The organism is Sinorhizobium sp. (assembly GCF_059070375.1).
Genome location: NZ_JCACWC010000003.1, coordinates 2,041,255 through 2,055,334, shown reverse-complemented (window position 1 = coordinate 2,055,334; position 14,080 = coordinate 2,041,255). Strand labels below are relative to the sequence as shown.

General features: G+C 60.2%; 12 protein-coding genes. 5 read left to right on the top strand and 7 right to left on the bottom strand.

What is annotated here, in order from left to right; genetic code table 11:
- The first annotated feature begins 101 nt into the window (after positions 1–101).
- On the top strand, positions 102–1,130 hold the full coding sequence (gene mgrA, locus AC5J09_RS21980; protein ID WP_100673720.1) for an L-glyceraldehyde 3-phosphate reductase: 1,029 nt from the start codon (positions 102–104) through the stop codon (positions 1,128–1,130).
- A 290-nt stretch (positions 1,131–1,420) separates the two neighbouring features.
- Positions 1,421–2,527, top strand: coding sequence for a TRAP transporter substrate-binding protein (locus AC5J09_RS21975; RefSeq protein WP_100673719.1), 1,107 nt, complete (start codon positions 1,421–1,423; stop codon positions 2,525–2,527).
- Positions 2,528–2,733: 206 nt separating this feature from the next.
- On the opposite strand, the gene AC5J09_RS21970 is transcribed toward AC5J09_RS21975, so the two are convergent.
- From AC5J09_RS21970 to AC5J09_RS21950, 5 genes are all read right to left on the bottom strand, one after another.
- On the bottom strand, positions 2,734–3,519 hold the full coding sequence (locus AC5J09_RS21970) for an ABC transporter permease (protein ID WP_494298478.1): 786 nt from the start codon (positions 3,517–3,519) through the stop codon (positions 2,734–2,736).
- Positions 3,516–4,697 (bottom strand): ABC transporter permease, encoded by a 1,182-nt coding sequence (locus AC5J09_RS21965; RefSeq protein WP_494298477.1) that lies wholly within the window; start codon positions 4,695–4,697, stop codon positions 3,516–3,518. Before AC5J09_RS21965 ends, AC5J09_RS21970 begins: the two co-directional genes overlap by 4 nt.
- A complete protein-coding gene (locus AC5J09_RS21960; RefSeq protein WP_494298476.1) occupies positions 4,694–5,758 on the bottom strand; it encodes an ABC transporter ATP-binding protein in 1,065 nt (354 codons plus the stop codon). The genes AC5J09_RS21965 and AC5J09_RS21960 overlap by 4 nt, the downstream gene beginning before the upstream one ends.
- Before the next feature lie 107 nt (positions 5,759–5,865).
- Positions 5,866–6,906, bottom strand: coding sequence for an ABC transporter substrate-binding protein (locus AC5J09_RS21955; RefSeq protein ID WP_494298475.1), 1,041 nt, complete (start codon positions 6,904–6,906; stop codon positions 5,866–5,868).
- Between the two features lie 117 nt (positions 6,907–7,023).
- Positions 7,024–7,572, bottom strand: a complete 549-nt coding sequence (locus AC5J09_RS21950) for a cupin domain-containing protein (RefSeq protein WP_275597786.1) — start codon at positions 7,570–7,572, stop codon at positions 7,024–7,026.
- Between the two features lie 179 nt (positions 7,573–7,751).
- Between AC5J09_RS21950 and hisD the strand changes: the two genes are divergently transcribed.
- Entirely contained in the window at positions 7,752–9,050 is a 1,299-nt protein-coding gene (gene hisD / locus AC5J09_RS21945; protein ID WP_494298474.1) for a histidinol dehydrogenase, read from the top strand.
- Between the two features lie 105 nt (positions 9,051–9,155).
- On the opposite strand, the gene AC5J09_RS21940 is transcribed toward hisD, so the two are convergent.
- Both AC5J09_RS21940 and AC5J09_RS21935 read right to left on the bottom strand, forming a co-directional pair.
- Complete coding sequence (locus tag AC5J09_RS21940) at positions 9,156–10,949, bottom strand: TRAP transporter large permease (protein ID WP_100673714.1); 1,794 nt, start codon at positions 10,947–10,949, stop codon at positions 9,156–9,158.
- Positions 10,946–11,521, bottom strand: coding sequence for a TRAP transporter small permease subunit (locus AC5J09_RS21935; RefSeq protein ID WP_100673713.1), 576 nt, complete (start codon positions 11,519–11,521; stop codon positions 10,946–10,948). Before AC5J09_RS21935 ends, AC5J09_RS21940 begins: the two co-directional genes overlap by 4 nt.
- A gap of 348 nt (positions 11,522–11,869) precedes the next feature.
- Here AC5J09_RS21935 and AC5J09_RS21930 point away from each other — a divergent pair, with 348 nt between their 5' ends.
- Together AC5J09_RS21930 and AC5J09_RS21925 are read left to right on the top strand one after the other, a co-directional pair.
- On the top strand, positions 11,870–13,495 hold the full coding sequence (locus tag AC5J09_RS21930) for a glycoside hydrolase family 43 protein (protein ID WP_494298473.1): 1,626 nt from the start codon (positions 11,870–11,872) through the stop codon (positions 13,493–13,495).
- Positions 13,496–13,622: 127 nt separating this feature from the next.
- Positions 13,623–14,003 carry an RcnB family protein gene (locus AC5J09_RS21925; protein ID WP_275597788.1) on the top strand — a complete coding sequence of 127 codons (381 nt, stop codon included), beginning with the start codon at positions 13,623–13,625 and terminating at the stop codon, positions 14,001–14,003.
- The last annotated feature ends 77 nt before the right edge of the window (positions 14,004–14,080 follow it).

The following is a 14,080-nucleotide window of genomic DNA, read 5'->3' as shown; positions in this document are numbered from 1 at the left end:
CGGCAGGCGGATCAAGGCGCCCTTCATCAATCTGCTGCCCCTTGAGGACCTTCGTGGGGAGGGGTATTCAACGCCACCGAAGCGAATGAGGAACATGAGTCATGGCCTGGCAACCGGCGGAAAACAGATACGAGAAGATGAAGTACAATCGCTGCGGCCGGAGCGGCTTGAAGCTCCCGGCGATTTCGCTCGGTCTTTGGCACAATTTCGGTGGCGACACGCCGCACGACCGCAAGGTGGACATGTGCCGCACGGCCTTCGACCTCGGCATCACCCATTTCGATCTGGCGAATAATTACGGTCCGCCGCCCGGATCGGCCGAAATCGCCTTCGGCGAGATCATGCGCACCGATTTCGCCGGCCTGCGCGACGAACTCATCATCTCGTCGAAGGCGGGTTATGACATGTGGCCCGGCCCCTATGGGGAGTGGGGCAGCCGGAAATATCTTGTCGCCTCTTGCGACCAGAGCCTCAAACGCATGGGGCTCGATTATGTCGACATCTTCTATTCCCATCGCTTCGATCCGGAAACGCCCCTCGAGGAGACTTGCGGTGCGCTCGATCACATCGTCCGTTCGGGGCGTGCGCTCTATGTCGGCATCTCGTCCTACAACTCGCAGCGTACCCGCGAGGCGGCGGCGATCCTGAAGGAGATGGGCACGCCCTGTCTCATCCACCAGCCGAGCTATTCGATGCTTAACCGTTGGGTCGAGGACGACGGTCTCGTCGACACGCTGGAGGAGCTCGGCATCGGCTCGATCGTCTTTTCGCCGCTCGCGCAGGGCATGCTGACGACGAAGTACCTGAGCGGCATTCCCGAGGACAGCCGCGCCGCGCAGAACCACTTCCTCAAGAAGGATTTCATCCGTCCGGGGATCATCGACAATATCCGCAAGCTGAACGCGATCGCCGAACGGCGCGGCCAGACGCTTGCTCAGATGGCACTCGCCTGGGTGCTGCGCGGCGGCCGCATCACCTCGGCGCTGATCGGCGCCAGCCGTTCCGCACAGATCGTCGATTGCGTCAAGGCACTGGAAAACGACGCTTTCACATCAGAGGAACTGAGCGAAATCGACCTTTACGCACGCGAGGCCGACGTCAATCTCTGGGCCAGATCCGCCGAGCTCTGAATCGGTTCGAATGCATTGATTTGCCTCGATTTTGGGCAATTTCCAACCGCTTGCGACGTCTTATACAAAAGTCGAAGAAGACGCCGCAACACGGTCGCTGGACATGCATTATCGATTATGTATGGTGCACGTGTGCCGCGGTGCGCGAAGCCTTCGCGGGCTTCGGCGTTGTCGGCACTAACGAGGAGGAAAGAGACCTTGCGACGTCCCGGATGGGCGGACGGGGGCTCGATGGGCAGTGACGCGGCCGATCCGTGTCGCACTGCTCATGGCGGGAACAGGGAGGAACCATGGATCGCCGTTCATTCATCAAACATGCGAGCATCGGCGGCCTGGGTGCGGCTGCTGCATCGACGCTGGCTGCGCCGGCCGTTGCGCAGACCAATCCGAAGGTCACCTGGCGCTTGACGTCGTCCTTCCCGAAATCGCTGGATACGATCTATGGCGGCGCGGAAGTGCTGTCGAAATACGTGTCCGAAGCTACCGACGGAAATTTTCAGATCCAGGTCTTCGCCGCCGGCGAAATCGTCCCGGGCCTCCAGGCAGCGGATGCGGCGGCTGCCGGGACCGTCGAGGCGTGCCATACGGTAGCCTATTATTACTGGGGTAAGGATCCGACCTGGGCGCTGGGCGCTGCCGTGCCCTTCGCACTCAATGCCCGCGGCATGAACGCCTGGCACTATCATGGCGGCGGCATCGACCTCTTCAACGAGTTTCTGGGAACCCAGGGCCTCGTCGGCTTCCCGGGCGGCAATACCGGCGTTCAGATGGGCGGCTGGTTCCGCAAGGAAATCAAGACTGTGGCCGACATGAAGGGCCTGAAGATGCGCGTCGGAGGGTTCGCCGGCAAGGTCATGGAACGCCTCGGCGTCGTTCCGCAGCAGCTCGCCGGCGGCGACATCTATCCGGCTCTCGAAAAAGGCACGATCGACGCGGCCGAATGGGTCGGTCCCTATGACGACGAGAAGCTCGGTTTCTACAAGGTCGCGCCCTATTACTACTATCCCGGCTGGTGGGAAGGCGGTCCGACCGTGCATGCCATGTTCAACAAGGCAGCCTTCGACGGCCTGCCGAAGGCTTATCAGTCGCTCCTGCGGACGGCCTGCCAGGCGACCGACGCGAACATGCTGCAGAAGTACGACTATCTCAACCCGTCCGCGATCAAGCGCCTCGTCGCGGCGGGGGCGAAGCTGAGCCCGTTCAGCCCGGAAATCCTGTCGGCCTGCTTCGACGAGTCCAACAAGGTTTACGCGGAAATGGAAGCGTCGAACGCGCCATTTAAGAAGATCTGGGAATCGATCAAAGCCTTCCGCGCGGAGTATTTCCTCAACGCACAGATTGCGGAATACAACTACGACACCTTCATGATGATCCAGCAGCGGAACGGCAAGATCTGACGCTGCGCTGAGGGGCACTTTTTCGAAATTGCCCCTCATCCCGCTGCCGCGACCTTCTCCCCGTTTGACGGGGAGAAGGGACTAGCTGCAGGTGAGTTGCTTCCCATTAAGCCATTTGAGGACCGGAACATTGCCGCGGGTCCCCTTCGCCCCGCTTGCGTGCAGGCTCTCCGTGGTGGCCTTTTATGAAAGTGCGCCGATCCAGCTCACGCGACCTGCCGCTTCTTTCGAACAAAGTAAGCCAAGGCTGCAATCAGGACGGTGCCTACGATGAACAGGAATGCGGCGGCAGCAATGGCGGGGCTGATGTTCTCGCGGATCGTGGAGAACATCTGCCGTGCAACGGTTCTCTGGTTGGGACCCGCGACGAACAGCGTCAGCACCACCTCATCCAGCGAGGTCGCAAACGCGAAGACTGCTCCTGAAATGATTCCGGGCATGGCCAAAGGCAGTGTAACCGTCTTGAGGACGACCGTCGGCGACGCCCCGAGGCTGGCCGCAGCGTTTTCAAGGCGACGGTCTATGCCCTGTAGGGCGGCCGTGACGTTCACCACCACGAACGGGATGGCGATCACCGTATGAGCTACGATCACTCCCAAATAGGTATTCGCGAGCCCATACTGGGCGAACATCAACTGCATACCGACGCCCAGCACCACCGCTGGAACCACCATCGGAAGCAGGAACACCGTGCGGAAAAAACCGAACAGGAGCGATACGGATTTTCCGCGAAGCCCAAGCGAGGCGACCGTGCCCAGCACGGTGGCAAGCACCGTCGTTCCTGCTCCGATGATCAGGCTATTGATAATCGAGCGCCGCCAGGCGTCGGCAGTGAACAATTCATCGAACCACCTCAACGAAAAGTCAGGGATCGGATAGTTGAGGAACACGCTGTCGGTGAAGGCCAGCGGCAGGATCGCAAATAACGGGGCCATGAGAAAGATGACGACGGCCGAGCCGAATATCGCCTTGGACAGGGAAAGCGTCCTCATGCCCTTGCCTCCTCGGATGAGAGCCGCAGGTAGACGACGTAAAGGATGATCGTTGCGGTCAGGAGAACGATCCCGAGCGCGCCTGCCATGCCCCAGTTGGCCGCGCCCGTTGCATAGTAGGCGATCACGGCGCTGATCATCTGATCCTTTGCGCCGCCGATCAGTGCAGGTGTGATGTAATACCCAAGAGCGCTCATGAACACGAGCAGCGATCCGGACACGACGCCTCGCAGGCTGAGTGGCAAAAGCACCGAAAGGAATGATCGGAAAGGTGACGCGCCAAGTGAGGCCGCGGCTGGCATCAGATTCTTGGGAATGCCGATCAAAACACTGAAGATCGGCAATACCATGAAGGGAAGCAGGACATGGGTCATGGCGATGACGACGCCTAACCGATTAAAGATCAAAGGCAATGGCCCGTCCGTCAGGCCGATTGCCTGGAGCGTCATATTGATCAGACCATTGTCTTGCAGAATGATGTACCAGGCGGCCGTTCTGACGAGCAGCGATGTCCAAAGCGGGAGCAGAACCGCTCCAAGCAGGAGTTGACGCCTCCAGCCAGTGGTCGAGGCGGCCACCATCGCGAAGGGCAAGCCGATCAAAACGGTGCAGACGGTCACCATGCCCGCCATGACCATGGTGCGAAGCAGCGTTTCGCGGTTTGCCGAGGTACCGGCCGGCGCGTCGACCACATTGCCATTCTTGTCACGCGTCAGGTCGACAGCCGCAAGAAGATTTCGGTCGGTGACAGGCGAGCTTGCGGCGTCCTGGACTGCAATCCAGAATGCCGGGTCGTTCCATCGCCGATCGACGGAGGTGAGGTCACCGAGGCTAGGGTCATCGGCAACTGCCGTCCTGGTCTTGCTCATCAATGTTCGAAAACCCGACTTCGCGCTGTTCAGCCGTCGAACTAGGTCACCAAACAATTCGTCGTCCTGTATTCCCTGAATGTCTACGACCAGCGCTCTCTGCGCCTCCGCCGGCGGAGCGCTAGAGCGGTCCCATCCGTCGAGGGCAGCAGCTACGGTAGGTAGCGCGCGAGACGCGACGGGATCGGAAACGGCGGTCTTCATCATGGTTCCCAAAGGGACGACGAAAAAGAACAGAAGGAATAGCGCAAGGGGCGCAATCAGGACGAACGATTTGAAATGCTGCAGGAACCGGGAGCGTTGCTTCATGCGACGATCCAGCATTGTTCGGGTGAGAACGAGGCGACCGCCTCATCACCGATCCGAGGCGTGGTTGTTTTCCTGGTAGACTTGATGACGAGAGACCCGTTTGCCGCCTCGACGACGACCTGCAGGTGGTCACCGCGATAGACCACGTCAGACACCCTGACCTTCAATTCATTCCTCGACCCGTCGGAAGAACCGAGTTCGATGCGCTCGGGCCGGACCGAGACTTTCACGTGCTTGCCCGGTTCGTGCTTTGCGGCTGACGCGACCTGGAGTTGCTGGCCGCCATCGACCGCAATACCCAGCAAACCGTTTTCGGACGTCGTCACTTTGCCGCTGAGCAAGTTGGTTTCGCCAATGAATTCGGCGACGAATTGCGTCGTCGGACGGTCATAAATTTCGGAAGGCGTGCCGATCTGCTCGATCTTTCCGTGATTGAAAATGGCGATTCTGTCCGACATCGTCAGCGCTTCGGCCTGATCATGTGTCACGAAAACAATGGTCAGACCCAATCGATGATGGATATTGCGAATGTCCATCTGCATCTGCTCGCGAAGCTTTTTGTCCAGGGCCCCGAGCGGTTCGTCCATAAGGACCACTTCAGGTTCGAAGACGAGCGCTCGCGCCAGCGCTACACGCTGTTGCTGACCGCCCGACAGCTGGATCGGCCGCCTGTCGTGGAACGCCCCGAGTTGGACCATATCGAGAGCCTTGCCGACGCGATCGACGATTTCACCGCGGGACACCCGACGCATCTTGAGCGGAAACGCTACATTCTCCGCAACTGTCATATGGGGGAACAGAGCGTAGTTCTGGAAAACCACGCCCATGTTCCGTCTATGGGGCGGCAGTGCATCGACCCGCTTGCCCCTGACGGAAATTGACCCGCTGGTGGGGGCCTCGAAGCCGGCCAACATCATCAGAAGTGTAGTCTTGCCTGAACCGGATGGTCCGAGCATGCTGACAAACTCGCCCTTCTCGATAGCCAGGTCCAGTTTATCGACGACGGTCATGGCGCCGAACGCTTTGCTGACTTTGTCGAAGTGAATGAATGCGTTGCCCATCGTCACCTACGCAAAATGGAGGAGGGCCACCCCCCAAACGATCAAAGGGTTATGTTGCCCCATCGATCGGGGCAACAGAGCGGCGGTAAATTAACTGAGACGATCGCCTACTGAGCCAGCCAGGCGTTGAAACGCTGGGTGAGCTCTTCCGAGTTGTCTGTCCAGAAGTCTACGTCGAGAGCGACGGCACCATTCAGGTTCTCTTCCGTCGTCGGCAGCTCCTTCTGGAACTGCTCCGGGACGAGCTTGGTCGCACCAAGGTTCGGAAGCCCGTATGCGATATACTCCGGAAGCTTCGCCTGATTTTCGGCCTTGCTCGCGTAGGCGATGAAGTCCATGCCGGCGTCCTTGTTCGGGCTATCCTTCAGGATTACCCAGCTGTCGATTGCATAGACGCTGCCGGGGAAAACGAAACCGAACTTCTTGCCCTCGCTGCGATTGATCCCGCTGATGCGGCCGTTATATGCGGACGTCATGACGACCTGGCCGGAAGATAGCAGCTGGAGTGGTTGTGCCCCAGCGTCCCACCAGATGATATCCGCCTTCAGTTCATCTAGTTTCTTGAATGCGCGATCAACGCCGCCTTCGCCGCTCAGAACGTCGTAAACCTGGTCCGAAGGGACGCCATCTGCCATCAAGGCGAACTCAAGCGCATATTTGGGTCCCTTGCGCAGGCCGCGTTTACCCGGGAATTTCTTCGTGTCCCAGAAATCGGCCCAGGTCTTCGGACCTTCCGCCAGCTTGTCACCATCGTAGGACAGGCCGGTAGACCAGACGATATTGCCGACACCGCAGTCGCTGACGGCCGCCGGGAGATACGCCTCCTTCCCGCCCATCTTCTGCCAGTCGATCTTTTCGTAGATGCCGTCGGCGCAACCCAGAGCCAACTCTTCGGCTTCGACTTCGACGACATCCCAGTTCGGCACGCCGGCCTTCACCTTGGCCTGCAATACGCCGTATCCGCCCTCCCAGCTTTCATCGAGAACGGGCTTTCCAGTTTCCTTCCCGAATGTCTCGAAGAAGATTTTTCTTTGCGCGTCCTGGAAATTCCCACCCCAGGATACGACCGTCAGGTCGCGTGATTGCGCAGCGACGACGCTCGTCGTCAGGACGCTAGAGGCAATGACAGCAGCTTTAAGGATTTTCATCGAGCCCTCCCCATTAGTGTTTTCGACTGCACGATACAAAGCGGTTTTCAGGGGTTTGGGAAGGGCACTAACCGCTCTGGTCACTATTCTCACCACTCGGATCGAATGACGCCTGCGTCAATAGGTCGGCGGCGTAATCGCGCTCACTATTTCGCTCGGGCCATCGTGGACGTTGCGGAATCGATGCGGAAGCCGACTATCGAAATAGTAGCCGTCACCCGCGCCCAAGATACGCTTCTGGTTGCCCACCGTCACCTCGACGGCTCCGGACAGAACCATGCCGGCCTCCTGTGCCGCATGGGTGAATTCCTCGCCGGTATCTGCGCCGGTCGCGTAACGCTCATGGAGCATAAGCATCTGCCTGTTCGGATGGTCCAGACCAATGACGCGGTAGGAAATCGTGTCAGCCTTTCCAATCTCGATGAGGTCGGCCGAGGAATAAAACGGCGTATATGGAAGACTCGATTGCAGGTCGGAAAAGAAGCCGGGCAACGTCGTGCCCAGGGCGTCGAGGACCGCGCCGAGCGTGTCGATCGACGGGCTCATTCGGTCTCGCTCGATCAATGAGATCGTAGAATGTGAAATGCCCGACCGCGCAGCCAGTTCTCTGACACCCAAGTCTCGCCTCCGGCGCAGTTCACGAAGTTTGCTTCCGATTTTCGGCATTCGTCGATTCCTTAATCTGATCGGTTCGCCCCAGCATGGCACCCCCGGCGCGCGCTTCCTACGTCCGGAGATCGTCGGGTGCGCAAAGTGGTGAGAATACTGAACGGGTGGTTTGCGGGCAATTGCCCGTCTGCCGCGGTTCCACGATGCTGAGACACCACCGCACACAGGAGATTTTAATGACATCGCGTCTCGCCGCATTGAATGACAGGTTCATCCAGATCAAGAAGCCTACCCGTGACGCCGTCTCCGACACGGCTCCGGTCGAGAAGACGGTCAAGGATATCATCGCAAATGTGCGTGAGCGTGGTGACGCCGCTGTTCGCGAATACTCCGCAGCCTTCGATAAAGTGGAGCTTGAAAAGTTCGAAGTAAGCGAAGAAGAGAGGCTGAAGGCCGTAGCGGAACTCGATCCGCAGACCCGCGAAGACACCGAATTCGCGATCGCGAACGTCCGCGCCTTTGCCGAAGCTCAGCTCAAGACCATCCTCCCGCTTGAAATCGAGACACTGCCGGGTCTGCACCTCGGCCACCGCGTCATCCCGATCGAAGTCGTGGGGTGCTACGTGCCTGGCGGTCGTTATCCTCTCCTGTCGGCGCCGGTCATGACCATCGTACCGGCTAAGGTCGCCGGCTGCGACCAGGTAATCGCCTGCCTCCCGCCAAACGCACACCCGGCCATGATCGCCGGCTGCCATCTGTCAGGTGCCGATCGCATCTTCCGTGTAGGCGGAGCCCAGGCAATCGCAGCAATGGCATCAGGCACCGAGTCAATCCCGGCGGTCGACAAGATCGTTGGCCCCGGCAACGCATTCGTCAACGAAGCCAAGCGCCAGGTGTTTGGTCAAGTCGGCATCGACCAGCTTGCCGGCCCGAGCGAAATCTTCATCGTCGCCGACGAAACCGGCAACGCTGCTATGATCGCAACCGACCTCCTTGCGCAGGCAGAACACGATGTTCGCACCCGCGTCGGTCTGATCACGACCGACCGCAAGCTCGCGGAAGCTACCCTGGTCGAAGTCGAAAGGCAGTTGCAGGACCTCTCGACTGCCGATGTCGCGTCGGTAGCCTGGAAGGATTATGGGGAGATCACCGTCTGCGAAGACGAAGAAGCGATGATCGCCTATTCAGACTACATCGCAGCCGAGCATCTTCAGGTTCACACCCGTGATCCGCAGGCCACCGCCAAGAAGCTCCGCAACTACGGTTCACTCTTCATCGGCGAACTGGCCAGCGTGGTTTACTCCGACAAGTGCTGCGGCACCAATCACACCCTTCCGACCATGGCCGCTGGCCGGTATACGGGTGGGCTCTGGGTCGGCTCCTACGTCAAAATCTGCACGCATCAATGGTTGGATGAACGCGGCGTTGCCGCGGTCGCTCCTGCCGCTGTACGGCAGAGCGCTACAGAACGGCTCGAAGGCCATCGCCGCGCAGCTGCTCTGAGGCTCAGCCCCCGGCAATTCGCTGCCGATTGATCCGTCCTTCCAAATGGAATGATGCAAAGAAGCCACCCGGCCGGTGCCGGGTGGCTTCTTTGTATCGGTCAACGGTAAGCCGTCGGCCTGCTTGTGGAACGCACTTCAGTTGAACGACGGCGGTGCGCTGAGATCGGGGGCCGGGTTGTTCTGCTGCGGCGCCGTATTCGGTTGGGCCGGCTGCTGGCCAGCCCCGTCTAGCGGGCTGCCGCTTGGCAGCTGCAAGCCGCCGGGAAGACCGAGGCCGCCGCCGTTGTCGGGCAAGGTCAGGCCGCCTCCGCCGTTGCCGAAGCCCGGAACTTCGATCTTTATCGTCGACGGATCGACGCCGGTGCCGCTGCCTTTGTAATGCAGCACCATCTGCGGGAACATGAGTGTGAGCGCAATCATGATGATCTGTATGCCGACGAAAGGCACTGCGCCCCAATAGATCTGCCCCGTCGTCACCGGCTCCATCTTCTTGCCGGTCACCTTGTCGAGATAGGGCACCCGGGCTGCGACGGAGCGCAGGTAGAAGAGTGCGAAACCGAAGGGCGGATGCATGAAGCTCGTCTGCATGTTGATGCCGAGCAGCACGCCGAACCAGATCAGATCGATGCCCAGCTTGTCGGCCGCCGGTGCGAGCAGCGGCACGATGATGAAAGCGAGCTCGAAGAAATCGAGGAAGAACGCCAGAAAGAAGACGAGCACGTTGACGGCGATCAGGAAACCGATCTCGCCGCCCGGGAGCGCGGTCAGCAGATGTTCCACCCAGAGGTGTCCGTTGACGCCGTAGAAGGTGAGCGAAAAGACCCGGGCGCCGATCAGGATGAACAGCACGAAGGCGGAGAGCCGTGTCGTGGAGGCGAGCGCGGCGCGGACGACCTCCATGTTCAGCCGGCCCTTGGCCGCAGCCATGACAAGGGCACCGACGGCTCCCATGGCTCCGCCTTCGGTCGGGGTGGCGATGCCGAGGAATATGGTGCCGAGAACCAGGAAGATCAGGGCCAGCGGCGGGATCAGCACGATGATCACCTGCTGGGCCAGACGCGAAAGCGCATTGATCTTGAGCGCCCTGTCGGCGAGGGCGACCAGATAGATGAATATGATACCCACCGTCGCTCCGAGGATGTCCGCGTTTTCGCCCTGTGTCGGCGAAAGATAGACGTGGGCCGCATAGGCGATTGCGCAGGCGACCAGGAGCGCGATCGCAAGCGAGGTGACGCCGGACCCGAGCGTGCGCGCTTCCAAAGGCAGCGCCGGCATGGAGTGCCGCTTCACGAAGGTCATCAGCAGGATGTAGCCCATATAGAGCCCGGTCAGAACGAGACCGGGGATGAGGGCGCCGGCATACATGTCGCCGACCGAGCGGCCGAGCTGGTCGGCAAGAACGATCAGCACGAGCGACGGCGGGATGATCTGCGCGAGCGTGCCGGATGCAGCAATGACGCCGGTGGCGATGCGGCGGTCATAGCCGTAGCGCAGCATGATCGGCAGCGAGATCAGACCCATGGCGATCACGGAAGCCGCAACGACGCCGGTGGTGGCTGCAAGAAGCGCGCCCACGAAGATGACAGCATAGGCGAGCCCCCCGCGCACGGGACCGAAGAGCTGGCCGATCGTGTCGAGAAGGTCCTCGGCCATGCCCGATCGTTCGAGCACTATGCCCATGAAGGTGAAGAAGGGGATGGCGAGAAGCGTGTCGTTCGACATGACCCCCCAGAACCGTTCCGGCAGTGCGTTCAGCAGGGGCCAGGAAAGATTGATGGAATCCGACAAGGGCGCGAGTTCGACGCCGATGATGAAGAAGAGGAGACCGTTGGCGGCAAGCGAGAAGGCGACCGGATATCCGAGCAGCAGGAACACGATCAGCGACACGAACATGATCGGCGCCAGGTTTTCAGCGACGAACTCGATCATGAGCGGGCCTCCGGCGATACCGTGTCATCGAGTGGTGCATGTGCCGGAACGTAAGGCGTCGGATCGTCCATGTTTCCGGTCATGATCGCGATCTTCTTGATGATTTCGGATACGCCCTGCAGGGCGAGAAGAACGAAGCCGATCAGCAGGATCGCTTTCGCCGGCCATAGGATTAGCCCGCCGGCGCTCGAGGAAAGTTCGCCCGAAACATAGGACATCCGTACGTAGGGCACGAGGTAATAGAGCATGAGAAGCACGAAGGGCATCAGGAAGAAGACGTGTCCGAAGAGGTCGATCCAGTGCTGCACGCGGCGCGAGAACATTCCGTAGACGACATCGATGCGGATGTGCTCGTTCTGGCTCAGCGTGTAGGCGGCAGCGAACATGAAGGCGGCGCCGAAGAGATACCACTGCGCCTCCAGCCATGCATTGGACGACATGTTGAACACTTTTCGGATGACGGCGTTGCCGGCGCTCACGAGCACGGCCACCAGAATAAGCCAAGAGACCGCCTTGCCGATCTTTTCGGTAATGGCGTCGATCAATCGGCTGAAGCCGAGTAACGGTTTCATCGAGTTCCTCCCCGCAATGGTTTTTGTTTTTTTGCCAAGCACAGGCAGAGTGCCCATTTCAAGCCTGCTTTCAAGTGCGATGGCCGATTTTCCGGGATAGGGGCGGGGTCTCAGACGAAAGTCGAATACAGTCCACCGGCGAATGATCAAAACTTAGGCACGCAGGCGCGCTTCCCGCCGATGTTCCGCCGCAGCTTTCGTGGAAAATGAAGCCCACGCAGGGGATTTCAGGCGATTCGACAGGTGGCAATCTGCCGGGATGCCGGTCTGGGAACGCTGCGCGAAAGGTCTTGAAAAGACGGTGAGCTTGGGGCTGGATGCGGCACCGCGAAGAGGGAGATGCAAGAGATGAACGCGACGATCCGGAACCCGATCCTGCCCGGTTTCAATCCGGACCCGTCCATCTGTCGGGTCGGCGAAGACTATTACATCGCGACCTCGACATTCGAATGGTACCCCGGCGTGCAGATTCACCATTCGCGCGATCTCGTGAACTGGCGACTCGTGCGCCGTCCGCTCGAACGCGCAAGTCAGCTCGACATGCGCGGCAACCCCGACAGTTGCGGCGTATGGGCTCCGTGCCTGTCCTATTGCGACGGGCTGTTCTGGCTCGTCTATACCGACGTCAAACGCCTGGACGGCAACTTCAAGGATGCCCACAACTACATCGTGACTGCGGAAGCGGTCGAGGCTACCTGGTCCGATCCGGTCTATGTCAATTCGTCGGGATTCGATCCGTCGCTCTTCCATGACGACGATGGCCGCAAATGGTTTCTCAACATGAAGTGGAACCACCGCTCCGAAAGCTTCGGCGGCTCGCCCAAGAGCCCCGCTTTCGACGGTATCCTGCTGCAGGAATGGGACGAGCGAACCCGCAAGCTCGTGGGCCCGGCGAAGAACATCTTCGCCGGCAGTCCGCTCGGCCTCGTCGAAGGGCCGCATCTCTTCAGACGCGACGGTTGGTATTACCTGACGGTCGCCGAGGGAGGAACAGGTTACGACCACGCCGTGGGCATGGCGCGGTCCCGCACGATCGACGGACCTTACGAGATGCACCCGAATGTTCATCTCATCACATCCAAGGGTCACCCGGAGGCGGCTCTGCAACGCGCGGGGCACGGGCAATATGTCGAGACGCCGGACGGCCAAGCCTATCATACGCATCTTTGCGGCCGGCCGCTGCCGCCGCAGCGACGCTGCACGCTCGGCCGCGAGACTGCGCTGCAGAAATGCGTCTGGCGGGAGGACGGATGGCTCTATCTCGAAAATGGCGGCCCGGTTCCCGAGGTGACCGTGCCCGCGCCGGGAGCCGCAGGAACCGTCGCTGAGCGTGTCCTTTTTGAAACGGACTTCGACGAGCAGGTGCTTCCGCCGGAGTTCCAGTGGCTGCGCACCCCGGTCCCGGAGCGGATATTCTCGTTAACCGCCCGGACCGGGCATCTCCGGCTCTTCGGCCGCGAGAGCATCGGCAGCTGGTTCGAGCAGGCGCTGGTGGCGCGGCGGCAGGAACATCATTCCTTCCGCGCGGAAGCCGTCGTCGATTTCGCTCCTGACACCTATCAGCAGGTTGCGGGTCTCACGCATTATTATAACCGGCACAAGTTCCATGCCCTCGGCGTCACACGGCACGAAACCCTCGGACGTACCCTCACCGTACTCTCCTGTCCGGGCGATTTTCCGAACGGGCGGTTGACCTATCCGGTCGGCAGCGGTGTCGCCGTACCCGACGGTCCAGTTCATCTCGCCATGGAGGTGAGAGACAACGATCTCCAGTTCTTTTGGCGGGGGGCGGACCAGGCACAATGGCTGACCATCGGGCCGGTGCTCGACGCCGGCGTGATTTCGGACGAAGGTGGGCGCGGCGAGCACGGTTCCTTCACGGGGGCGTTCGCCGGCATCTTCGCTTTCGATATCTCGGGTTGCGCGATGCCTGCCGATTTCGACCGGTTCCGTTACCAGGCGCTTAGCGTTTGAATGCGGAAAGTTTATGAGAGAACTCTTATAAGCATCGGTAATCATTACTTATTTGTAATGTCAGGCTTCATATTCGGTTCAGGAAGGAAGGCTTAGTTTCGGGGGGTAATAACGAAAGGAAAACCCCATGAAACGCCTTCTGATCGCGCTCGTCGCCAGCTCGTTCCTCGCCACTCCGATGGCGCTTGCTCAGCCGGCCGGCTCCTTCGAGCTTGCGCAGGCGCATGATCGCAATCGCCACAGGCACATCGATCGTCATGTCGAGAAACGTGTCGACCGACACGTCGAGAAGCATGTCGAAAAGCGCGTGATCGTCAAAAAGCACCGCTGGGCGCGCGGCCACAGGCTGAGCCCGTCCGAGCGGCGCCACATGGCCTATGTCCGCGACTACCGTCGCTACAAGCTGCGGCCGCCGCCACGGGGCCAGCAATGGGTGCGCGTCGACAATGACTTTCTGCTGATCAGCCTCGCAACGGGCGTGATCGCAGGCCTCGCATCGGCCTATTGACCTTGCGTGTTCCTTTTTAAGGACCCCGATTTTTCCCTCATCCCTGTGACGAGCACAGGGATGAGGCGAGCAAACAA